The 23944-nt window shown below is 71.7% G+C and carries 15 protein-coding genes, 1 tRNA gene and 1 pseudogene; 14 read left to right on the top strand and 3 right to left on the bottom strand.

The window, feature by feature from the left end:
- Window positions 1-20: 20 nt before the first annotated feature.
- Entirely contained in the window at window positions 21-2546 is a 2526-nt protein-coding gene (locus tag B9S57_RS02310) for a DEAD/DEAH box helicase (RefSeq protein WP_258036180.1), read from the bottom strand.
- Window positions 2547-2625: 79 nt separating this feature from the next.
- On the opposite strand from B9S57_RS02310, the gene bldG reads away from it, so the two are divergent.
- The 13 genes from bldG (at window position 2626) to B9S57_RS02245 (ending at window position 21134) form a co-directional block, all read left to right on the top strand.
- Complete coding sequence (gene bldG / locus B9S57_RS02305; RefSeq protein ID WP_093799810.1) at window positions 2626-2979, top strand: anti-sigma factor antagonist BldG; 354 nt, start codon at window positions 2626-2628, stop codon at window positions 2977-2979.
- 207 nt (window positions 2980-3186) lie between these two features.
- Complete coding sequence (locus B9S57_RS02300) at window positions 3187-3636, top strand: ATP-binding protein (RefSeq protein ID WP_103513850.1); 450 nt, start codon at window positions 3187-3189, stop codon at window positions 3634-3636.
- Between the two features lie 559 nt (window positions 3637-4195).
- A complete protein-coding gene (locus B9S57_RS02295) occupies window positions 4196-6634 on the top strand; it encodes a sodium-translocating pyrophosphatase (protein WP_181011203.1) in 2439 nt (812 codons plus the stop codon).
- Between the two features lie 269 nt (window positions 6635-6903).
- The gene (locus B9S57_RS02290; protein ID WP_103513849.1) at window positions 6904-7530 is read left to right on the top strand and encodes a small secreted protein; all 627 of its coding nucleotides are present in this window, start codon (window positions 6904-6906) and stop codon (window positions 7528-7530) included.
- Between the two features lie 258 nt (window positions 7531-7788).
- Complete coding sequence (locus tag B9S57_RS02285; RefSeq protein WP_103513848.1) at window positions 7789-9294, top strand: class I SAM-dependent methyltransferase; 1506 nt, start codon at window positions 7789-7791, stop codon at window positions 9292-9294.
- A 580-nt stretch (window positions 9295-9874) separates the two neighbouring features.
- On the top strand, window positions 9875-10072 hold the full coding sequence (locus B9S57_RS02280; protein ID WP_103513847.1) for a hypothetical protein: 198 nt from the start codon (window positions 9875-9877) through the stop codon (window positions 10070-10072).
- 279 nt (window positions 10073-10351) lie between these two features.
- Complete coding sequence (gene topA / locus B9S57_RS02275; protein ID WP_103513846.1) at window positions 10352-13237, top strand: type I DNA topoisomerase; 2886 nt, start codon at window positions 10352-10354, stop codon at window positions 13235-13237.
- A 148-nt stretch (window positions 13238-13385) separates the two neighbouring features.
- Window positions 13386-16499, top strand: a complete 3114-nt coding sequence (gene tmk / locus B9S57_RS02270) for a dTMP kinase (RefSeq protein WP_103513845.1) — start codon at window positions 13386-13388, stop codon at window positions 16497-16499.
- A 112-nt stretch (window positions 16500-16611) separates the two neighbouring features.
- Entirely contained in the window at window positions 16612-17817 is a 1206-nt protein-coding gene (locus B9S57_RS02265) for a DNA polymerase III subunit delta' (protein ID WP_103513906.1), read from the top strand.
- A gap of 162 nt (window positions 17818-17979) precedes the next feature.
- The gene (locus B9S57_RS02260) at window positions 17980-19509 is read left to right on the top strand and encodes an alpha/beta hydrolase (protein ID WP_103513905.1); all 1530 of its coding nucleotides are present in this window, start codon (window positions 17980-17982) and stop codon (window positions 19507-19509) included.
- A gap of 98 nt (window positions 19510-19607) precedes the next feature.
- A tRNA-Thr gene (locus B9S57_RS02255) sits at window positions 19608-19681 on the top strand.
- A 135-nt stretch (window positions 19682-19816) separates the two neighbouring features.
- Complete coding sequence (locus tag B9S57_RS02250; protein ID WP_103513844.1) at window positions 19817-20158, top strand: hypothetical protein; 342 nt, start codon at window positions 19817-19819, stop codon at window positions 20156-20158.
- A 112-nt stretch (window positions 20159-20270) separates the two neighbouring features.
- Window positions 20271-21134 carry a sulfurtransferase gene (locus B9S57_RS02245; protein ID WP_103513843.1) on the top strand — a complete coding sequence of 288 codons (864 nt, stop codon included), beginning with the start codon at window positions 20271-20273 and terminating at the stop codon, window positions 21132-21134.
- Between the two features lie 97 nt (window positions 21135-21231).
- Here the strand turns inward: B9S57_RS02245 and B9S57_RS36160 are convergent, their stop codons facing one another.
- Window positions 21232-21666: an ABC transporter permease gene (locus B9S57_RS36160; RefSeq protein WP_308457373.1), complete on the bottom strand. Its 435-nt coding sequence runs from the start codon at window positions 21664-21666 to the stop codon at window positions 21232-21234.
- Between the two features lie 582 nt (window positions 21667-22248).
- Between B9S57_RS36160 and B9S57_RS02235 the strand changes: the two are divergent.
- Window positions 22249-22569: pseudogene (locus B9S57_RS02235) on the top strand (response regulator transcription factor); the annotation flags it as partial.
- 4 nt (window positions 22570-22573) lie between these two features.
- On the opposite strand, the gene B9S57_RS02230 reads toward B9S57_RS02235, so the two are convergent.
- Window positions 22574-23629 carry a DUF2804 domain-containing protein gene (locus B9S57_RS02230; RefSeq protein ID WP_103513842.1) on the bottom strand — a complete coding sequence of 352 codons (1056 nt, stop codon included), beginning with the start codon at window positions 23627-23629 and terminating at the stop codon, window positions 22574-22576.
- Window positions 23630-23944 lie beyond the last annotated feature (315 nt).

Genomic DNA, 23944 nt, shown 5'->3' with positions numbered 1-23944 from the left:
CCGCCGGCCTCCGGCCCGCCTCATTCCTCAGCCTTTCCCGGGTGCGGATCCGGCGAGTCCGTCGGCGGGCCGTTCGGCCCGGGCGCTTCTCCGGGGTCCAGCGGCGCGGTCCTGAGCAGCTCGGTCAGGAGCCGCACGGCACCTCGCTTGTGCAGGGGTTCGTTGCCGTTCCCACACTTGGGGGACTGGATGCAGGAGGGACAGCCCGCCTCGCACTCGCAGGACGCGATGGCCTGGCGAGTTGCTGTGAGCCAGGTGCGGGCGGTGTGGAAGGCGCGTTCGGCGAAGCCGGCACCGCCCGGGTGGCCGTCGTAGACGAACACGGTGGGAAGGAGCGTGTCGGGGTGCAGGGGAACGGAAACGCCACCGATGTCCCAGCGGTCGCATGTCGCGAAGAGCGGCAGCATCCCGATGGAGGCGTGTTCGGCGGCGTGCAGGGCGCCTCCGAGGATCTCGGGACCGATCCGGGCGGCATCGAGCTGGTCCTCGGTCACCGTCCACCACACGGCGCGGGTGCGCAGGGTGCGGGGCGGCAGGTCGAGTTTGGTCTCGCCGAGGACCTCTCCGGTGATCAGCTTGCGGCGCAGGAAGGAGACGACCTGGTTGGTGACCTCGACGGAACCGAAGCAGAGCCGCCCGTCACCCCACGGAATCTCGGCGTCGGTCTCCAGCACGGCGATCGCGGTCGTGTCGCGGGCGTTGGTCGAATACGGAGGGACGGCTTCCTCCACGAGCGCCACCGAATCCTCCAGATCCAGCCTCCGGACCAGGTAGGTCCGGCCCTGGTGGAGGTGGACGGCGCCCTCGTGCACGGCCGTGTGCGCGGCTGACTCGTCCACCGTGCCGAGGAGTCTGCCGGTGCCTTCCTCCACGATCTGTACCGGGCGGCCACCCTCGCCGCGGATGTCGGTGAGGTCGGCGGCACGTTCGCGTCGCGTCCAGTGCCAGCCCGTGGTCCGCCTGCGCAACAGCTTCGCGGATTCGAGTTGCGGCAGGAGGTCGGGCACGGCGGGACCGAAGAGCGCGATGTCGGCTTCCGTGAGCGGGAGTTCCGCGGCCGCCGCGCACAGGTGCGGGGCGAGGACGTAGGGGTTGTCCGGGTCCAGGACGGTGGATTCCACAGGCTGCTGGAACAGTGCCTCGGGATGGTGGACGAGGAAGGTGTCCAGCGGGTCGTCCCGGGCCACGAGGACGGCGAGGGCGCCCTGGCCCGCACGTCCGGCGCGGCCGGCCTGCTGCCAGAGGGATGCGCGGGTGCCCGGATATCCGGCGATGACGACGGCATCGAGCCCCGAGACGTCGATGCCGAGCTCCAGAGCGGTCGTGGCGGCCAGTCCGAGCAGTTCTCCGGAGTGCAGCGCCCTCTCCAGTGCCCGGCGTTCCTCGGGCAGGTAACCGCCGCGGTAGGCGGCGACACGCCCGGGCAGGGAGCGGTCCACCTCGGCCAGCCGTTCCTTGGCGATGACGGAGATGAGCTCGGCGCCGCGCCGGGAGCGCACGAAGGCGACCGAACGCACGCCCTGGAGGGTCAGGTCGGTCAGTAGGTCGGCGGTCTCGGCCGTGGCTGTACGGCGTACGGGGGCCCCCTTCTCACCGTGCAACTCGGTCAGCGGCGGCTCCCACAGGGCGAAGACCATCTCGCCCCGGGGCGAGGCGTCGTCGGCGACCTCCTTGACGGGCAGCCCCGTCAGGCGGCCGGCGGCGACCGAGGGCTGCGCCGCGGTGGCCGAGGCGAGCAGGAAGACCGGGGCGGAGCCGTAGCGGACGCAGAGACGCCGGAGGCGCCGGAGCACCTGGGCGACGTGGGCGCCGAAGACTCCCCGGTAGGTGTGGCACTCGTCGATGACGACGAAGCGAAGCGCACGGAGGAAGGAGGCCCAGCGGGGGTGGGACGGGAGGATGCCGCGGTGAAGCATGTCGGGGTTGGTCAGGACGTAATTGGCGTACTGGCGCACCCATTCGCGTTCCTCGACCGGCGTGTCCCCGTCGTAGACCGCCGGCCGGACGGCGGAGCCGAGGGGCTCCGCGAGCGACTTCACCGAGCGGCGCTGGTCGGCGGCCAGCGCCTTGGTGGGTGAGAGATACAGGGCGGTCGTGCCGCGGCCGTTCGGGGCATGCGAACCGTCGAGGAGGGTACTCAGTACCGGAGCGAGGTAGGCGAGTGACTTGCCGGACGCCGTTCCGGTGGCGATGACGACGGACTCGCCGTCGAGGGCGTGCTCCGCGGCGGCGGCCTGATGCGTCCACGGATGGTCGATTCCGGCCCGGCTGATTGCCGAGATCACTTCCGGCCGGATGCGATCCGGCCAGAGGGCATGGGTTCCCGCACGTGGGGGCAGGTGCTCCGTATGAGTGATGCGCGCTGCCCGGCCCGCCGCTGCGGCGAGCCGGTCGAGAACCACTGCGGGAGACGGGCGCGAGCCCGCGTTCTCGGGTGGTCGACTGGGGCGGTGATTCTTGGCCATCGGCACCGAGTGTGTCACTGGCGTGATGGACAATGGTCCCAAGGCGTCGTGCATGGCTGCTGGTAAGTGATTGAATGCCATCGCGGCTGGCGATCCGTCCCCTGGCCTCCGCCGGGGAGACCGAGGGGCGACCGCTCGATAGCAAGGTGCTGGAGGATCCGTGGACCTGTCCCTGTCGACTCGCAATGTGTCCGGCCCTGGTGGCGACCGTACGGTCGTCGAGGTCGGTGGCGAGATTGATGTGTATACCGCGCCCAAGCTGCGCGAGCAGTTGGTCGAGTTGGTGAATGACGGCAGCTACCACTTGGTTGTCGACATGGAAGGCGTCGACTTCCTCGACTCCACCGGACTCGGCGTGCTCGTGGGTGGCTTGAAGCGTGTCCGGGCCCATGAGGGCTCGCTGCGCCTGGTGTGCAACCAGGAGCGCATTCTCAAGATCTTCCGGATCACAGGTCTGACCAAGGTGTTTCCCATTCACACTTCGGTCGACGAGGCTGTCGCTGCCACCGACTGAACCGTCGGGTGCACGTCGGCAGCTCCCGGGCCGGCAGGCGCGCAGTGACAGACCGGCAGGCGGCAGCAGACAGGCCGCCAAGGGCAGGCGGTCGACCATGTGGTCGGCTGCCGGCTTCGTCGGTTTCCGGAGGAGAATGAGACCAGGGGTACCGGGCGTCACGCCCGGGCCCCTGAGAAGCACGCTCTAACGTTCGAGGGGGATGGCATGCCAACCGTTGAACTCCGCTTCAGCGCTCAGCCTGAACACGTCAGGACGGCCCGCCTCGTGGCAGCCGCCGTGGCGCGCCGGGCCGGCGTCGACGAGGCGGTGCTCGACGAGGTCAGACTCGCGGTCGGCGAGGCATGCAGCCGCGCCGTCGGACTGCATCGGAGCCATGACATCTCCGCCCCGGTCACGGTTGTTCTGACCGAGGACGAGAAGGCCTTCTCCATCGAGGTCGGCGACGGGCTTCTCGCCCCGGGAAGCGGCTCGTCACGTTCGGGAGCACCCGGCGGGGGAGGCCCGGGCGATGCGGAAACCGACGCCGACACCGAGGACGAGATGGGCCTCGCCGTCATCAGTGGCCTGGTCGACGACGTCGAAGTTCGTACTGGTGAGGACGGCGGAGTGATCCGCATGACCTGGCCGACGACTCCGGCCGTGCTGCTTCCCTGACCCACCCCGCCCTGTGCGGGCACCTCGGTGCATCTCGGCCTGGTGGTTCGCCTCGCCAGGCGGTTTGTCTGGCCCGGTGGCCCGGGCTTGCCGCGTGGCCGGTGGTGCCTGGTACACCTGCGCCGTCCGATCCCGCCGCGCGCTGCCGGAGGCTCGCCGTTCACCTCGGCCGCCACTGTCCAGCCCTTCGCGGTTCAGGATCAGGCAGCCCTGCGCCTCTGAGTAGTTGCGCCGCCGCTGAGCCCGGGATTCTGTTCCACGTGCCCACCACCCCGCTCCCGGGTGCGATCACATCGTGCGGCCCTGCTGAGCAGGGCCTTTTTCTCGTACCTGATCCTCGTACCTGATCCTCGTGCCTGATGCTTGTGTCTGATCCCTGATCCCAGGGAATTCCGCACGCCATGCCCCTGCCCCATTACTGCATTCGGGTTCATCGGTGGAAGAGATCATTTGTCATTGGGTGGACGAAAGTCGATTTCATTGACCACCCACTGTTTTGATCAGGTTCTGCTCCCTACAATCCGTCCACGTCTTGAGCGCTCAGCGTCAAGGAGGACGTATGGCGGAGTTCTTCAACACCCCACTGGCGGAACTGACGCACGTTTCCGTACCTTCCGTCCGCTCCACCTCACTCGCAGCCGCAGTACTCACCGACGGCAACCGGCTGATCGTCGTGGTCATCGCGGTCGTCGCCCTTGCCGCGCTGGTCCTCGCCCGGCTGCTCGCACGTCAGGTGCTGGCGGCCGGTGAGGGCACCGACCGCATGAAAGAGATCGCCGCCGCGGTCCAGGAGGGCGCAAATGCCTATCTGGCCCGGCAACTGCGTACCGTCGGCATCTTCGCAGTCGTCGTGTTCTTCCTGCTCCTGCTGCTCCCGGCCGACGACTGGTCTCAGCGCGCAGGGCGCTCGCTGTTCTTCCTGGTGGGTGCCCTTTTCTCGGCGGCCACCGGATACATCGGTATGCGGCTCGCCGTCCGCAGCAATGTGCGCGTGGCCGCCGCCGCCCGCGAAGCGACTCCTGGCGAGGGAGAACCGGAGAAGGATCTCACCACCGTTTCGCACAAGGCGATGAAGATCGCTTTCCGTACGGGCGGTGTGGTCGGGATGATCACGGTCGGCCTCGGACTGCTCGGAGCCTCCTGCGTGGTGCTCGTCTACGCTGCCGACGCGCCCAAGGTGCTCGAGGGATTCGGCCTCGGTGCCGCGCTGATCGCCATGTTCATGCGTGTCGGGGGCGGCATCTTCACCAAGGCCGCCGACGTGGGGGCCGACCTGGTGGGCAAGGTGGAGCAGGGCATCCCGGAGGACGATCCGCGCAACGCCGCGACCATCGCCGACAACGTGGGCGACAACGTCGGTGACTGCGCGGGCATGGCCGCCGACCTCTTCGAGTCGTACGCCGTCACGCTGGTGGCGGCGCTGATCCTGGGCAAGGCCGCCTTCGGGGATTCCGGGCTGGCCTTTCCGCTGATCGTCCCGGCGATCGGGGTGATCACCGCGATGGTCGGAATCTTCGCCGTCGCACCCCGGCGCGCCGACCGCAGCGGGATGAGCGCCATCAACCGCGGGTTCTTCGTATCCGCGGTGATCTCGCTGGTCCTCGTGGCGGTGGCCGTCTTCGTCTACCTGCCGTCCTCGTACGCCGAACTGGACGGGGTCACCGACGGGGCCATCTCCTCCCACGGCGGAGACCCGCGCGTCCTCGCCCTGGTCGCCGTCGCTCTCGGCATCGTGCTCGCCGCCCTGATCCAGCAGCTCACCGGCTACTTCACCGAGACCAGCCGGCGCCCCGTCCAGGACATCGGGAAGTCCTCCCTGACCGGCCCCGCGACGGTCGTGCTCGCAGGTATCTCCCTCGGCCTGGAGTCGGCCGTCTACACCGCGCTCCTGATCGGCCTCGGCGTCTACGGGGCGTTCCTGCTCGGCGGTACGTCGATCATGCTGGCGCTCTTCGCGGTGGCCCTGGCAGGGACCGGCCTGCTGACCACCGTGGGTGTCATCGTGGCGATGGACACCTTCGGTCCCGTGTCCGACAACGCCCAGGGCATCGCCGAGATGTCCGGGGACGTCACCGGCGCGGGAGCCCAGGTGCTCACCGACCTGGACGCCGTGGGCAACACCACCAAGGCCATCACCAAGGGCATCGCGATCGCCACGGCGGTCCTGGCGGCCGCCGCGCTCTTCGGCTCGTACCGGGACGCCATCGCCACGGCGGTCGACGACGTGGGGGCCCGTGCGGGAGAGCTCGGGCTGAGTCTGGACATCTCCCAGCCGAACAACCTGGTCGGCCTGATCCTCGGGGCCGCGGTCGTCTTCCTCTTCTCGGGGCTGGCTATCAACGCGGTCGCCAGGTCGGCCGGTGCCGTGGTCCACGAGGTGCGCCGGCAGTTCCGGGAGCACCCCGGGATCATGGACCGTACGGAGAAGCCCGAGTACGGCCGTGTCGTCGACATCTGCACCAAGGACGCCCTGCGCGAGCTGGCCACACCGGGCCTGCTCGCTGTCCTGGCGCCGATCGCGGTGGGATTCAGCCTCGGGGTCGGGGCTCTTGGCTCGTACCTCGCGGGTGCGATCGCCACCGGCACGCTGATGGCCGTCTTCCTCGCCAACTCCGGTGGCGCGTGGGACAACGCCAAGAAGCTCGTCGAGGACGGACACCATGGCGGCAAGGGCAGCGATGCCCATGCCGCGACGGTCATCGGCGACACGGTCGGCGACCCGTTCAAGGACACGGCGGGCCCGGCGATCAACCCGCTCCTCAAGGTGATGAATCTCGTGGCGTTGCTCATCGCGCCCGCGGTGGTGCAGTTCAGTTACGGCGACGACGCCAGTGCGGGGGTCCGGGCTCTGGTGGCCGTTGTCGCGATCGCCGTCATCGTCGGCGCGGTATACGTGTCCAAGAGGCGGGGAATCGCCGTGGGCGACGGTGAAGGCCCGGAGGGCGGAGGCGACGACGGCGGCCCCGCCAAGTCCACCGGTCCTGCGGCCGTTTCGTGAGCCGGTGGAGGGACTGGGTGTGTGACGCCTGATCAGCGACACGGCGGACGGCGCTCTCTGATGCGCCGTCCGCCGCTTCCGTGCCGGGAGGGACTTCGGGGAAGGGAAGGGCCCGTACACGCGTCCGAGCGGGCAGGTGAGTTGTATCTCCCCCACCTTCCTTGGTGCAAATGGCTGCAAAAGAATATATATCGGATGCCCGGCGCCTGATTGCCGCCCACTTGACGTGTAAGTTCCGGGGCCGAGAGCCTTGGAAGGGACCCAATCCGGTGAACAAGAAGCTTGCAGCCGCACTGTCCGGCGGTGCGGTACTCGTACTGACGCTGTCGGGCTGCAGCGACGACAGCGACAACAAGGTGAACGACTGGGCGAAGAAGGTCTGCGACCAGGTTCAGCCGCAGTTGCAGAAGATCGCGAACGCCAATGCCGCGATCCAGCAGCAGACGGCCGACAACAGCAAGCCCGCCGACGTCCAGAAGACCGACTCGGCCGCCTTCCAGCAGATCTCTCAGGCGTACAAGGCGTTGGGCGCGGCCGTGCAGTCGGCGGGCGCGCCGCCCGTGGACGGCGGAGAGACCACGCAGAAGGAGGCCGTGAAGGAGCTCAACGCCTCCTCGGTCGCCTACGCGGGCCTGAAGACGCAGGTCGACGACCTCGACACGAAGGACCAGGCGAAGTTCGCCGACGGCCTCAAGGGCATCGCCGACGAGCTGAACAAGATCAGCACCAACGGTGACCAGGCGCTGAAGAAGCTGCAGTCCGGTGAGGTCGGCTCCGCGATGGCGAAGCAGAAGGGATGCCAGAAGCCGACGGCGTCCGCGCCGCCCGCCTCCGCCCCGTCCGCCCCGGCGTCGAAGTCCGCGTCGCCCTCGGCCTCGGCGAGCGAGAAGGCCTAGCGGCGGGAGGACGGCTCACCTGGCGTCCGACGGGCGGGAGGCCGTGGGCGCGAAGGCCCAGGACAGCGGGTGGTCCCGCCCGTCGTCACGGCCGGGGTGGCCTCGCCCGTCCACGCCGTCACGGCCGGGTTGGCCTTGCCTGTCCGAAGCGGTGAACAGCGTGCGGCCGTAGCGAAGAAGGCCCGCTCGCAGTGGCCCGGCCGCCCTCGTGGGCGCCGGGCCGCTGCCTTTGTCGGCGGGAGCGGACACAATGGTCGGGTGAGTACGACCAGCCTCCCCGCATCCGACCGCGCTCCCCGGCTCCGCGAAGCCCTGATCGGCGCGGCATTCACCGCCGACGGCCTCCTCGAACGGCTCGGTGCGCCCGCGTACGCCGCGCTCGCCCGCAGCGAGACCGTCCCGGCGCTGCGGGCCACCCGGGGGGAATCGCCGCTCGACACGCTGGTGCGGCTGTTCCTTCTGCAGCGCCCCGTGCCGGCGCCCGCGGCCGCCGCCGCACTCCCGCTGGAGGAGTGCGTGGAGGACGGCTGGGCCGTCCTTGAGGGCGACCTCGTCCGGGCGACCGTCGACGTGCGGCCCTACGGAGGACCCGAGGGCCAGGACTGGTTCATTGTCTCCGACCTGGGGTGCGCCGTGGGCGGGGCCGGTGGCATCGGCTCGCACGAGGAAGGTGTCGTCCTGGGGGTCGGCGGAGCCTCCACCACGCTGGCCGGCATCACCGTGCGCGAGCCCGTGACCTCGGCGCTCGATCTCGGCACGGGCTCCGGCATCCAGGCCCTGCACGCCGCCCAGCACGCCACCCGTGTCACGGCCACGGACGTCAACCCGCGCGCTCTGGAGTTCACCCGCCTCACCCTCGCCCTGTCCGGTGCGGCACCCGCCGATCTGCGGGAGGGATCCCTCTTCGAACCGGTCGACGGCGAGACGTACGACCTGATCGTGTCCAACCCGCCTTTCGTGATCTCGCCCGGTGCCCGGCTCACCTACCGCGACGGCGGCATGGGCGGTGACGACCTCTGCCGGACCCTGGTGCAGCAGGCCGGGGACCGGCTCAACGACGGCGGGTACGCGCAGTTCCTCGCCAACTGGCAGCACGTGGAGGGCGAGGACTGGCAGGACAGGGTGCGCTCGTGGGTGCCCGCCGGCTGTGACGCCTGGATCGTGCAGCGCGAGGTGCAGGACATCACGCAGTACGCCGAGCTGTGGCTGCGCGACAGCGGGGACCACCGCACCGATCCCGCGCTGTACACCGAGCGCTACGAGGCCTGGCTGGACGAGTTCGAGGCGCGCAGCACCAAGGCCGTCGGCTTCGGCTGGATCACTCTCCGCAGATCGGAGGCGGCCGCTGCCGGGAACCCCTCGCTCGTGGCCGAGGAGTGGCCGCACGCCGTGGAGCAGCCCTTGGGCTCCGCTGTGGAGACCCACTTCGCACGCCAGGACTACCTGCGGGAACACGACGACGCGGCTCTGCTCGCAGCCCACTTCACCCTCGCCGAGGAGGTCGTCCAGGAGCAGGTCGGGCTGCCGGGTGCCGAGGATCCCGAGCATGTGGTGCTGCGTCAGCACCGGGGGATGCGGCGGGCGACCAAGGTCGACGCGGTCGGGGCCGGGTTCGCGGGGGTGTGCGACGGTTCGCTGCCCGCGGGCAGGATCCTGGACGCCATCGCCCAGTTGATGGCCGAGGACCCGGTGCTGCTGCGCGACCGCACTCCGCAGGCGATCCGGCTGCTGGTGGAGGAAGGATTCCTGGACCCGGTGCGCTGATCGGACGGCGCATCGCACACCGCGCATCGCACACCGCGCATCGCACACCGCGCATCGCGCATCGCACACCGCGCATCGCACACCGCGCATCGCACACCGCGCACGGCGTCACGCGGGGACACGGTTACACGCGGCGACACCCGGTGACCGCACAGGTGGCTGCAGTGGCACCCGGCAGCGGCGTACCCGGCACCCGGCGACGGCGTACGCCGCCGGGTGCCGGGCAGTGGCTCCGTCCCCCGGTCGCCGGCCCGGCGGCCCGACTCCGGCGATGGCGTCGACCACGACCCCCGGCCGCGCCTCCGTTCCTGGCGCCGGAGTGCGCCTTTCGACACCCGGCGCCCTTCCGACCAGCGGCTCCTCGGCGGCTCGTGTCCCGGTCCGTCGCGGCCCGCGGGTTCCGCTCACGGCCGTTCCCCGGGCGGCTGCGCGGTGTTCATCCGGGGTTCGCGCCGAGGACGCTCCGGCGTGGCAGCCTCCCTCTGCCGAGCCGTCCGCGCAGCGCGGGGCCGGCAGACACGGGCGACGCGGCGCGCGAGCGCCACGGCGGCAGTCGGGGAACGAGTTGAGGGGTTCGGCCATGGAGAGCGTCACCGCGGTCTTCGCCGGTACGGCATTCGCGCTGTTCGGCGCCGCTCTCCTCGTCTGGACGGGGGCGCGCACCATCCAGCGCGCGCCGGTGGCGCTCGGTGTGAGCCCCGTCGCCTCCACCGCTCTCGCCACGCTCTTCGGCGTACTCTTCCTCGTCCTCGGCGTGTGGTGCTTCACCCGCATCTGATCCACATCCCCGGCAGTGCGGGCGGCCGTAGAGCAGCCTCCCCGGGGGTTCCCCGACAGGGCCCCGAAACCCGCAGGCGACAGCACCGCGGGGGACGGACCGGCCGGTCCGGGCGGCAGGAATGGCGGAAGTCGGGTTACCGTTCGAGTGGCCGTTGCGGGCTTTTGCCGTTTGACACGGGGGCGGGTTGTACCGTCACACTCCGCAGCGACAGCACCGCGAGCAGCGCCATACCGCTGCCCGGATGCCCACGAGTGCCGACCGGAGAGAAGAGCGAAGTTGTCCCCGACCAGCGAGACCGCAGGCCGCCGACTCGTCATTGTCGAGTCGCCTGCCAAGGCGAAGACGATCAAGGGCTATCTCGGCCCCGGATACGTCGTCGAGGCGAGCGTCGGGCACATCCGCGACCTGCCGAACGGCGCCGCCGAGGTGCCGGACGAGTACACCGGTGAGGTGCGCCGCCTCGGCGTGGACGTCGAGAACGACTTCCAGCCGATCTACGTCGTCAACGCAGACAAGAAAGCCCAGGTCAGGAAGCTCAAGCAGCTCCTCGCCGAATCCGACGAACTCTTCCTCGCCACCGATGAGGACCGCGAGGGCGAAGCCATCGCGTGGCACCTGCAGGAAGTTCTCAAGCCCAAGGTCCCGGTCCACCGGATGGTCTTCCACGAGATCACCAAGGACGCGATCCGGGCCGCCGTCGCCAGCCCGCGCGAGCTGAACCAGCGCATGGTCGACGCCCAGGAGACCCGCCGTATCCTCGACCGCCTCTACGGCTACGAGGTCTCGCCGGTCCTCTGGAAGAAGGTCATGCCGAAGCTCTCGGCAGGCCGCGTCCAGTCCGTCGCGACCCGTCTGGTCGTCGAGCGCGAGCGCGAGCGCATCGCGTTCCGTTCCGCCGAGTACTGGGACCTGACGGGCACCTTCGCCACCGGGCGCACCGGTGACGGATCCGACCCCTCGACGCTCACCGCCCGCCTCAGCGCGGTCGACGGGCGGCGCATCGCCCAGGGCCGTGACTTCGGTCCGGACGGGCAGCTCAAGCAGGGCTCCGCCCAGACACTGCACCTGGACGAGACGAACGCCCGCGCCTTGGCGGCGGCGCTCGCCGACTCCGCGTTCGCGGTCCGCTCGGTCGAGTCGAAGCCCTACCGCCGCTCGCCGTACGCGCCCTTCCGGACGACGACCCTCCAGCAGGAGGCGAGCCGGAAGCTGGGCTTCGGGGCGAAGGCCACGATGCAGGTGGCACAGAAGCTGTACGAGAACGGCTTCATCACCTATATGCGTACGGACTCCACGACCCTCTCGGACACCGCGGTCTCCGCGGCCCGGGCGCAGGTCACGCAGCTGTACGGGGCGAACTACCTCCCCGACAAGCCGCGCACCTACGCGGGCAAGGTCAAGAACGCGCAGGAGGCGCACGAGGCGATCCGTCCCTCGGGCGACCGCTTCCGCACCCCCGCCGAGACCGGTCTCACCGGCGACCAGTTCCGGCTGTACGAGCTGATCTGGAAGCGGACCGTCGCCTCCCAGATGAAGGACGCCACGGGTAACTCCGTGACCGTGAAGATCGGTGGCCGGGCGAGCGACGGACGCGACGCCGAGTTCTCCGCGTCCGGCAAGACGATCACCTTCCACGGCTTCATGAAGGCGTACGTCGAAGGGGCCGACGACCCGAACGCCGAGCTGGACGACCGTGAGCGCCGTCTGCCGCAGGTCGCCGAGGGCGACGCGCTGACCGCCGACGAGGTCACCGTCGACGGGCACGCCACCAAGCCGCCGGCCCGCTACACCGAGGCCTCGCTGGTCAAGGAGCTCGAAGAGCGCGAGATCGGCCGTCCGTCGACGTACGCCTCGATCATCGGGACGATCCTGGACCGCGGCTACGTGTTCAAGAAGGGCACGGCCCTGGTGCCGTCGTTCCTCTCGTTCGCCGTGGTCAACCTGCTGGAGAAGCACTTCGGCCGGCTCGTCGACTACGACTTCACCGCCCGCATGGAGGACGACCTCGACCGCATCGCGCGGGGCGAGGCCCAGTCCGTGCCCTGGCTGCGACGCTTCTACTTCGGCGCGGGCGGCGACACGGCCGGTGCCGGCGCGGCCTCGGACGCGGGCAACGGGGACGGGGACCACCTCGGTGGTCTGAAGGAGCTGGTCACGGACCTCGGCGCCATCGACGCCCGGGAGATCTCCTCGTTCCCCGTCGGTAACGACATCAAGCTCCGTGTCGGCCGCTACGGCCCGTACATCGAGCGCGGTGAGAAGGACTCCGAGGGCCACCAGCGCGCGGACGTGCCCGAGGACCTGGCACCCGACGAGCTGGACGTGACCCTGGCGGAGGAGCTGCTGGCCAAGCCGAGCGGCGACTTCGAGCTCGGTGCGGACCCGGTCAGCGGCAACCAGATCATCGCGAAGGACGGGCGCTACGGCCCGTACGTCACCGAGGTGCTGCCCGAGGGCACGCCGAAGACGGGCAAGAACGCGGTGAAGCCGCGGACCGCCTCGCTCTTCAAGTCGATGTCACTCGACACGGTGACCCTCGCCGACGCTCTCAAGCTGATGTCCCTGCCCCGGGTCGTCGGCGAGGACGCCGAGGGCGTCGAGATCACCGCGCAGAACGGCCGCTACGGCCCGTACCTGAAGAAGGGCACGGACTCGCGTTCGCTCACCTCGGAGGACCAGCTCTTCGACATCACGGTCGAAGAGGCGCTGGCGATCTACGCGCAGCCGAAGCAGCGCGGGCGGGCCGCGGCCAAGCCGCCGCTGAAGGAGCTGGGCACGGACCCGGTGAGCGGTGCCCCGGTGGTCGTGAAGGACGGCCGCTTCGGCGCGTACGTCACGGACGGCGAGACGAACGCCACGCTGCGGACCGACGACAGCGTCGAGGACATCACGCCGGAGCGCGGCTACGAGCTGCTCGCCGAGAAGCGGGCCAAGGGGCCGGCGAAGAAGAAGACGGCGAAGAAGGCTCCGGCGAAGAAGGCGACCGCGAAGAAGGCCACCACGGCCAAGAAGGCGACCGCGAAGAAGACGGCCGCGAAGAAGACGACCGCCACCAAGACGACGGCCGCGAAGAAGACGACGGCCGCCGCCAAGAAGGCGCCGGCGAAGAAGACGACGGCCGCGGCGAGGAAGACGGCCACGGCTTCGTCCGAGGAGAGCTGACACCGGCTTCGGACGTGCACCGCAACGCCGGGAGGGCTGGGACGTCCCAGCCCTCCCGGCGTTCGCTCGTCGTACGGACCGTGTGCCCGTTGGGCATATGTTCGGACGCGGCCCCCGGGCACCGTGCCGCTCCCGATAGGCTGGGCGGATGACGCGAGCCGAGCAGCCACCGGTCGTGAGCCCCACCTCCGACACACTTGCCGCAGACTCACGCGAGCGCGCCGTACGAGCCCTGTTGCGCATTCCCCCGCTCCGGCGGTTGTGGAGCGCCCAGCTCGTCGGCAGTATCGGCGATTCACTCGCCCTTCTCGTGCTTGTGCTGTTGTCGCTGCAGGCGGCGGTCCTCGAGGGCTCATTCGGGGCCGGATACCGCGGGGCGGCCTTCGCCGTCGCCGCCGTGTTCGGTGCCCGGATTCTTTCCACCGTGCTCTTCGGAGCCGTACTCCTGGGGCCTCTGACAGCGCTCACTGCGCCCGGCGGTCCGGTCGACCGCCGCTGGCTGATGATCGGGGCCGACGGGCTGCGGCTCGCGCTGTTGGTCGTCGCGCCCCTGTGGATCGACTGGATGCCGGACAAGGCACTCATGATGATCCTGATCACCGTCTTCGTGGCCGGTGTCGGCGAACGTCTGTGGGCGGTGGCCAAGGAGAGCGCGGCTCCCGCGCTGCTCCCCGCCCCGCCGCCGGAGGGCGCCGCCGTGCGCCCGCTGCCTGACCACCTCGACGCCCTGCGCAGGCTGTCCCTGCGGACGAACTTCCTCGCGGTCCCCGCGGCCGCGGCGGTCCTCGTGGTCGCCGCACTGGTCGGTGAACTGCTGGGCACCGGCTTCGAGTGGTTCTCCTTCCACCAGGCCGCTCTCGGGTCGTACGTGGCGGCGGGACTCTTCTCCGCCTCCGTGTCGACCCTGTACTTCCTCGAACTTCCCGCCACCCGGACGCCCCGCCCGCGCTCGCCCCTGGAGGGCCTGCGCCGGCCGGCCGCCGGCACGGGTTCCGACAAGGGCCGGACCGGCAGCATCCCGCTGGTCGTCGCCGCGTGCGCCGCGGTCGCGGGAGCCATCGCCGCCGCCGCCTCCGTCTCCGTGCTGCACGCCTCCGACCTCGGGGGCGGACCGGCCACGTTCGCCCTGCTGACCTTGGTCCTTACCGGGGGCACCGCGCTCGGCATCCGTACGGCGCAGAAGGTGCTGCCCGCACTGTCGCGACGCCGGCTGCTGGCCCTGGCCGTCGCCCTCACGGGGGTGGCGCTCCTCGCACTCGGCCTGGTGCCCGACACCGCGACCGGCCTGCTGATCGCGCTGCTCGCCGGCTACTCGGCGGGGGTCGCGGCCCACACCGGCCACGCGGTCATCGACCAGGAGACGGAGGCCGCCCACCAGGCACGGGCCGCCGAGCACCTCCAGGCCGTCGTCCGGGTGCTCGTCGCGCTCGGCGCGGTGGGCGGTCCGCTGCTCGCCGCAGCCATCGGCCGGCACCGTCTGGGCTCCGGCGACTTCGTCTTCGCGCACGGCGGCGCGGCCTTCGCGCTGATGCTCATCGGTGCGCTGCTGCTGCCCGTCGCGGTCCTCGTCCTCGCCAGGACCGACGACCGTGCCGGTGTCCCGCTCCGCCGTGACCTGCGAGAGGCGCTGCGTGGGGGCGACCCCGCCGTCGCGCCCGCGGCGAACGGTTTCTTCCTCGTCCTGGAGGGCGGCGACGGAGCCGGCAAGTCCACCCAGGTCGAGGCGCTCGCCGAGTGGATCCGGGCCAAGGGCCACGAGGTCGTCGTGACCCGCGAGCCGGGGGCCACCCCCGTCGGGAAGCGGCTGCGCTCGATCCTGCTTGACGTCTCGTCGGCAGGTCTGTCGAACCGGGCCGAGGCACTGCTGTACGCCGCCGACCGGGCCGAGCACGTGGACTCGGTGGTCCGTCCGGCACTGGAGCGCGGCGCGGTCGTCATCTCGGACCGCTACATCGACTCGTCCGTCGCCTACCAGGGCGCGGGCCGGGACCTGGCCCCGACCGAGATCGCCCGGATCTCCCGCTGGGCGACGAGCGGGCTCGTGCCGCATCTGACGGTGCTCCTGGACGTCGACCCGGAGACCGCGCGGGAACGCTTCACCGAGGCACCCGACCGGCTGGAGTCCGAGCCGGCGGAATTCCACACCCGGGTGCGGTCCGGGTTCCTCACGCTGGCCGCGGCCGATCCGGCCCGCTACCTGGTCGTGGACGCCGGGCAGGAGCCGCAGGCGATCACCACCGTCGTACGCCACCGGCTCGACCGGCTCCTCCCGCTCTCCGAGGCCGAGATCAAGGCGCAGGAGGAGGCGCGCAGGGCCGCCGAGGAGGAGGCCAGGCGCAAGGCCGAGGAAGAGGCCGCACGCAAGGCCGAGGAGGAGCGGCTGGAGGCCGAGCGGCAGGCTCAGCTCGCCAAGCTCCGTGCCGAGGAGGAGGAGCGCAGGCGCCGCGAGGAGGAAGAGGCGCGGCAGCGCGAGGCCGAGCGGCAGGCGGAGGAGGCCAGGCAGCGCGCCGAGGAGGCCCGCCGCCGTGCGGAGGAGGAGCGGGCCCGTCTCGAGGCCGAGGAGCAGGTGCGCGAGGCCGAGCAGGAGAGGCTGCGCCTGCAGGCCCTGGAGGAGGCGCGGCTGCGCAAGGAGGCGGAGGAAGTGCGCCTGGAGAAGCAGCGCAAGGCGGAGGAGGCGCTGATCCGGTCGGAGGAGTCCCGCCGCCGGGCCGAGGCCGAGGCGGCCGCACGGGCCGAGGAGGCCGCGGCCGCCGCGTCCGCGGAGCGTGCCCGCGAGTCCGGGCGTACCGGCACCGGGTCCACCGGACCGTCGCCGGTGCAGGACAACGAGCTCACCGTCCCGACCCCGGTCGTCAACCCGAACGAGATCACGCAGCCCGTGCCGGTCGCCAGGCCGGAGCGTGACGCGGACGAGACGACCGTCCTCCCGCCCGTGCGTGATGCGGACGAGACGGCCGTCCTGCCGCCCGTGCGGGACGAGGCCCCCTCGGACCGGGTGCCGCCGGGCGTCTTCCGCGACGAACGCCGCACATCGGCTGCCGAGGGCGAGAACGAGCGCACCCGCGAACTGCCCCAGGTCAGCGAGGACCCGCGGGCCGGACGGGCGGCCCGGGAGACCCCCGCCCGTCCGAAGCGGCCGCGTCCCGACTGGGCCGAGGAGACACCGCTCGACGATCTGCCGTCCCTCGCCGACGAACTGCTCGGCGGCCAGGACGAGGACCAGGGCGGGTCCGGCAGGGGCGGGCGCAAGCCGCGCCGCTGAGGGGCGGGCTCAGGCCCGCGTACGGAACGCCGGGATTGTCAGTGCCTTCCCGCACAATAGGGAAGCGCTGGGATTCCGGCGTTCCGCACCACACCACCGGAAGGGCGTGACCGTGTCCGTATGGGACGACCTGGTCGGACAGGACCGCGTGCAGGAGCAGCTCGGTGCCGCCGCCCGGGACGCCGATGCGCTGGTGACCGCCCACTCCGAGGGTGAGCCGGTTCCCCCCGGCTCGAAGATGACCCACGCCTGGCTGTTCACGGGGCCGCCCGGCTCCGGCCGGTCCACCGCCGCGCGGGCCTTCGCCGCGGCGCTCCAGTGCACCAGCCCCGACCGGGCCCTGGGCGGGGCTCCGGGCTGCGGTTTCTGCGACGGCTGCCACACGGCCCTCATCGGTACACATGCGGACGTCGAGGTCATCCGCACGGATCTGCTCTCGATCGGTGTGAAGGAGACCCGTGAGCTCGTCCGCCGTGCCCAGTTGTCCCCTGCCGTGGGACGTTGGCAGGTCATCGTCATGGAGGACGCGGACCGCCTCACCGAGGGCGCGGGGAACGTCCTGCTGAAGGCGGTGGAGGAGCCCGCCCCCCGCACGGTGTGGCTGCTCTGCGCCCCGTCCCTCGAGGACGTGCTGCCGACGATCCGCTCCCGCTGCCGTCATCTCACGCTGCGCACGCCCCCCGTGGACGCCGTGGCCGATGTGCTGATCAGGCGCGACGGCATCGACCCCGAACGGGCCGCGGCCGCCGCCCGTGCCACCCAGGGGCACATCGGCAGGGCACGCCGTCTGGCCACGGACGAGCGGGCGCGCGCCCGCCGTGCCGCCGTGCTGAAGCTCCCGCTGCGCGTCCACGACGTGGGCGGATGTCTCAAGGCGGCCCAGGAGCTGATCGACACGGCCACGGACGACGCCAAGCAGGTCGCCGAGGAGGTCGACGTCAAGGAGACGGAGGACCTGAAGGCGGCGCTCGGTGGTGTGGCCGGTGGGCGGATGCCGCGCGGAACGGCCGGCGCGATGAAGGAGCTGGAGGACAGGCAGAAGCGCCGCAGGACACGTACACAGCGCGACAGCCTTGATCTCGCACTCAGCGAACTCACCGGCTTCTACCGGGACGTGATGGCGCTCCAGCTCGGCTCCCGGATCGCCCTCGCCAACACCGACGTACGGGACGCCCTCGACCGGGTCGCCGAGGAGTCCACGCCGGAGCGCACCCTGCGCCGGATCGAGGCCGTGATCGCCTGCCGCCGTGCCCTCGACCGCAACGTCGCGCCCTTGCTCGCCGTGGAGGCGATGGCGGTGGCGCTCCGGGCGGGCTGACGCCCGCCCCCCGCGCGCTCCGAGCGCGATCCCGCCGTGGCACGGTCCCGGGGAGTCGCCGTCCCGCGCGGAGCCAGGGGCCCGTATGCCACCGGGCTGAGCGAATTCACCCGTATGAGCAGGGAATCGATCGAGTCGTCAGGCGGCGGCTACGCTCCGGGGATGGACTCCAGGCGCCTGCTCCGCATCTTCGCCACCGCGCTCGGCGCGGCCGGCCTTCTCGTCTCCGGCTGCAGCAGCGGAGGTTCGGCGCCCAGCGCCTCGGCGACGGGCTCGGCCGTCGCCGAGGAACTCAAGCCGTACTACGGCCAGAAGCTGCGCTGGCGGGACTGCGGCGTGGAGGGCTTCCAGTGCGCCACGATGAAGGCCCCGCTGGACTACGGGAAGCCCGACGGCGGGGACGTCGAGCTGGCCGTCTCCCGCAACAAGGCCACCGGACCGGGCAAGCGCATCGGCTCGCTCCTGGTGAACCCGGGAGGCCCCGGCGGCTCGGCCGTCGACTACCTCCAGGGGTACGCGGCCATCGGCTATCCCGCCCCTGTCCGCGCCCGGTACGACATGGTGGCCGTCGACCCACGCGGGGTGGCCCGCAGCGAACCCGTCGAGTGCCTCACCGGCAAGCAGATGGACGCCTATACACAGGTGGACCAGACCCCCGACGACAGCGGTGAGGTCAGGGAGCTGAACGAGTCCTTCGAGGCGTTCGCGAACGGCTGCGAGAAGCGCTCCGGCACGATCCTCCCGCACGTGTCCACGGTCGAGACGGCGCGGGACATGGACATCCTGCGCTCCCTGCTCGGCGACGAGAAGCTGCACTACGTCGGAGCCTCGTACGGCACGTTCCTCGGCGCGACCTACGCCGAACTGTTCCCCGCCCGGGTGGGCAGGCTCGTCCTGGACGGGGCGATGGATCCCTCGCTCCCCGCGATCGACATCAACCGCGATCAGACCGCGGGCTTCGAGGCGGCCTTCCAGTCCTTCGCCGCGGACTGTGTGAAGCAGACGGACTGCCCGCTCGGCACCACGTCCACCGCCGACGCGGCGACCGCTCTGAAGAAGCTCTTCCGCGACCTGGACTCCGAGCCCGTGCCCACCGGCGAGACCAGGCAGCTGACCGAGTCCCTGGCGACCACGGGGGTGATCGCCGCGATGTACGACGAGACCGCCTGGCCCCAGCTCCGCGAGGCCCTTGCCGCCGCACAGCGTGGCGACGGTTCCGGCCTGCTGTCCCTGGCCGACAGCTACTACGAGCGTGGGCCCAGCGGGAAGTACGCCAATCTGATGTTCGCCAACGCCGCCGTCAACTGCCTCGACCTGGCCCCCGCCTTCGCCGGTCCCGCAGAGGTGGAGAGGGCCCTCCCCGAGTTCGAGAAGGCCTCCCCGGTCTTCGGCAGGGGCTTCGCCTGGGCCGCCCTGAACTGTGACTCCTGGCCCGTCGAGCCCACCGGCACCCCGCACCGCACGGAGGCCGAGGGAGCCGCCCCGATCGTCGTGGTCGGTACCACGCGCGACCCGGCCACCCCGTACAAGTGGGCGGTGTCCCTCGCGGACCAGCTCTCGTCCGGCTCCCTGCTCACCTACGACGGTGACGGGCACACCGCGTACGGCAGGGGCAGCGACTGCATCGACACGGCGATCAACACCTACCTGCTGGACGGCACGCCGCCCAAGGACGGCAAGAAGTGCAGCTGACCTGCGGATACGGCGGCGGCGCCGGGCGGTGCGGAGCACCCCTGGAAACTGTGTAGACTTGGCGTCGCTGCTGACCGCACCATGGTGCGACAGAGCGTGCCGCCTTAGCTCAGTTGGCCAGAGCAACGCACTCGTAATGCGTAGGTCTCGGGTTCGAATCCCGAAGGCGGCTCTGTGGAAGCCTCAGGACTCACTCGCCGTGACCTGGGGCTTTTGCTTTTTTCCGGAAGTGGTGCGGGGTGACGACGGTGGCCGGCCCCGCCGTTTCCCGACCAGGCCCCCGCCGGTGCCGTCCCGGGGCCGGGCCGTGGAGACCGCCCGTCGGCGGCTGCTCCGCGCCGGGATCCGGCGCCCGCGCGTCACGACCGTGACCGGCTCCGACGGCCGCCCCCGCCGTGTCCAGGTGGTGTCGGCCCCCACCAGGACCGCCGTCCTGCGGCCCGACGGGTCCCGTACGGTCGCACTGATGCTCACCCAGCTGCTCCAGGGAGCGACCGACACGGTCGCGGCGCTGGGCGCCCACCACGGCACGCAGGACTTCGAGGGCCGTTCGTTGCCCGGGTGGCACCGGCACAGGGCCCTCGTCTCGGCGGCCCACGCCTACCAGCGCCTCAACGGTGCCGGGGAGTACTCCGTCCGGGCCGCCTGACCGGCCGGGCCGGCGAGCCCGCCGCGTACGCGGGTTCCCGGTGGCGCGGGGCCCGGCCGGCGGCGTACAACAGGTGCTCAGGTGGGCGAGATCGACGTGGGGGAGGCCTTTCATGGGCACAGGGCACGAGGGAACGGCGGATGGCCGCGGACCGGGGCACGGCCCGCTCGTCGGCGCCGACCGGCTGGCCGTGTGGCTGACCTGTCCGGGGACCGTGGTCCTCGACGCCTCGGTGGGCGCGCACCGCGCGACCGGCCGGCGCATCCCGGGGGCCCGGCGCTTCGACATCGACGGGGTGCTCTCCGACCACTCCGGGCCGCTGCCGCACACGATGCCGGAGGCGGCGCGGTTCGCCGAGGAGATGCGGATCCTGGGGGTGAACGACACCGACACCGTCGTCGTCTACGACACCGCCGGCATCTACTCCAGCGCCCGTGCCTGGTGGATGCTCCGCGCGATGGGCTCCGACCGCGTCGCGGTCCTCGACGGAGGGCTTCCCGCCTGGGAGGCGGCCGGCCTCCCGGTGGAGGACCGCGAGCCCGCAGGCGCCGAGCGGCCAGGCGACTTCACCGCCCGTCCCCGCCCGGGAGCGCTGGTCGGCAGCGGAGCCGTCGTGGAGGCCCTGGCCGACCCCGGGGCGGCGGTCCTCGACGCGCGCTCCCGCGAGCGGTTCGCCGGTACGGCGGCCGAACCCCGGCCCGGGCTGCGCGGCGGCCACATGCCCGGGGCGGTCAATCTGCCCTTCGGGACGCTCCAGCGCGAGGGCCGGATGCTCCCGCCGGAGCAACTCCGCGCCGTGTTCGAAGCGTCGGCGGGGGACCGGGAGCGGCTGGTCGTCAGCTGCGGGTCGGGGGTCACGGCGTGTGTCCTGGCGCTGGGGGCCGAACTCGCCGGGTACCGCGAGGTGTCCGTGTACGACGGGTCATGGAGCGAGTGGGGCCTGCCGTCGGCGCTTCCGGTCGAGACGGGCCCGTAGGGTCTTTCGTTCGGGTCAGGCCCCGCGAGCCCGGCATGATCCGAGCGGGAGTACCTGGTCACCGGGGTCCACGGGCCCGGCCCGTGGACCCGTCGCCTCACTCGCGGGTGCCGGCCGGTCCGGCCGGCCTCGTGCGCAGGGCCGCGAGCGCGGGGAGCACGGCGGAGACCGTGGCCGCCGCGGCGCACGCGGCCAGTACCCCGCCCGGGCTCGCCCAGGGGACGGCCACCGGTGAGCTCACCGCGAGGAGTTCCAGGGCGCCCTTCACCCCCAGGAGGTTCAGCCCGGCCACCGCTCCTCCCAGGACCGCCCCCACCGCGACGACGATCAGGGCCTCGACCGCCACCAGGCGGAGCACCTGAGACCTCGTGGCGCCGGTGAGCCGGAGCGACGCGAATTCGTGTACCCGGTCCGAGGTGGCCATGACCAGGGTGTTGGCCAGCGCGATCCCCGTGTACAGCAGGGCGATGCCGAGGATGAGCAGCAGGCCCGCCCGGGCGTTGCCGCCGGTGCGCGGGTGCTGCGCGGCCACCCAGGCATCTCTCGTCAGGACGGGGGTGCCCGTGTCCCGCCCGGCCTTCTCCAGGAGGGCGCGGACGGCCGCACGGTCCGCGCCCGCACGGAGCCTGACGTCGATACGGTCGATCGCGGCACCCGCCGCGTTCGCCGGGGTCAGGTAGACCCCCGTTGCTTCCGGTGCCGGTCCGCATCACGGCCGCGACGCGGAGCGACACCTTGCGGCCATCGCCCAGCCAGAGGCTCACGCGCTGCCCCACCGTCCGCGTCTCCCACTCCTCGTTGACGATGACGGAGCCGTCGTCGAGGTCGCCGGTCCGGCCGGCCACGAGGGGCAGACGGGCGGTCGCCGCCAGGGCGGCCGGATCGGCTGCCCGTGCCTCCGAGGAGACGAGCGCGGTGCCCTCTTCGAGGACCGTGACCCCGGTGGAGCGGGAGGCACTGGTCACGGCTCCGGGAAGGTTCCGTACGCGCTGCACGAAGCGGGGGTCCAGCGGGCCGCCCCCGCCGGCCACGTAGTCCACGCCCGAGACGGTCGCCGCCGTCTCGGCGGCCCTGCCCTCCCCGATCGTGGCCACGGTGCCGAGCAGCGAGCCCACTCAAGGAGCGCGTGGGGAAGGTGGAGGAGTTCGTCGACGCGCTCCAGTGGGTCGCCGAAGGCGGCACCGTCGTCGATCCGGAAGTGGTGCGTCAGCTCCTGCGGCACCGCCGCGACCCGCTGTCACGGCTGACGGCGCGGGAGCGGGAGGTGCTGGCCCTGATGGCGGAGGGCCGGTCGAACGCTTCGGTCGCCGAGGCGCTGACGGTCAGTGAGGGCACGGTCAGCAAGCACTTCGGCTCGATCCTGACCAAGCTCGACCTCTCCCTGACCGACGCGACGAACCGCCGGGTTCTGCCTACCCGCGCCGTCCGGCGAGGGGGAGTCACCAGCGCATGTGGACGTCCTCGGCCCAGCCCAGGAGCTGCTCCACGACGATCTCGCCGCCGTCGTCCGTGCGGATCCGGCCGTTGTAGTGGCCGAAGCGCTGGTCGGTGCGGTTGGCGACCAGGCCGGCGTCCGTGTGCACCGCCCTGTTGTGGAACGGCGTGAACGTCAGGTCCACCTGGCCGGACGAGGGCGTCCGGAGGGTCCACGGGGCCAGCGGGTCGGAGACGGACCACTGCCAGTCCAGCTCCTCGCCGATCTTGGTGAGCCGACCGTCCACACAGAGGCCGTTCTCGGTGGAACCGGTGCCCTTCGTCCAGCGCCCGCCGAACTGGAGGCCGACGGTGTGACCGTCCGTACGGCCGGACGCGGCGCCCCAGTTCCAGTCGACCGTGCGCGGCCAGCGGCCCCGGCCGTGGTCCAGGACGGCCCACGTGTCGTTGCCCTCCCCGCCGAACTTCAGGATCTCCGATCCGATGCGCACCCGGCCCGAGGCGGGGAGCGCGGTGTGCTTCGAGGTGTACTGGAAGCGCTGCCCGCTCCACGGCACGACCACGGACAGCGACTCGTGCCCCTCCGGCCGCGCCACCAGGAGTCCGACCTCCAGCGGCAGCCGCTCCGGGGTCAGGCAGCGGGCCCGCAGCCGCGTCCCGGCGTTCTCGTCACGGATCTCGACCCGCACCTTGCCGCCGGTCGGCCGCGCCGGGCCCACGACCACGTCCTCGGAGCCCGGCGCCCCGGCGATGCCCTCCGGGAGCCGGACACCCCTGGCCGCGGGGACGATCGAGGAGCACTCGAACTCGCGCCCGCCGGGGCCGAATTCCAGCACGTAGACCGAGTTCAGGGCCAGGAAGTCGAGGTCGCTCACGGTCAGGGCCACCAGGTGGGTGGGGGTGGTCACGCACCAGTGCTCCCACCGCTTCGTCCGGCCCCAGCCCCGCAGATTGGCCCGGTGCAGCGGATTCCTGGACCAGCCGACCGCCGCCGGATTCAGGCCCCCGTCGGGCAGGCAGAGGTCGACCGGCCCGGTGATCTCGTGCTCGTGCGTCGCCATGGCCGGAGCCTATAGCGGCACGGCGCACCGCCCGGGAACGGATCCGGGGCGCGCCGGGTGCCCCCCGCCCGCGGGTTCCGGCGCCGGCCCCAGGCGCTCCATAACGCGGCGGTAGGGGGCGGACGGGATCTCCTGCTCCCCGGGTCCGCGCGGTTACGTTCGCGGCAGTTCCCCCGCCCCGGGCTCCGCTCCCCCGGAGCCCGACACCCCCCGAACACAAGGAGAGTGACGTGGAGACGACTCTGTTCCGCAGACGCGCCTGCGCCGCGGCGACCGCTGCCGTGGCAGTGGGCGCGCTCGCCCTCGCCGGGCTGA

It is taken from the genome of Streptomyces sp. SM10, from assembly GCF_002910915.1.
Classification (GTDB): Bacteria; Actinomycetota; Actinomycetes; order Streptomycetales; family Streptomycetaceae; genus Streptomyces.
The sequence above is the reverse complement of the archived record's forward strand: the minus strand, read 5'-3'. Positions and strand labels throughout refer to the sequence as shown.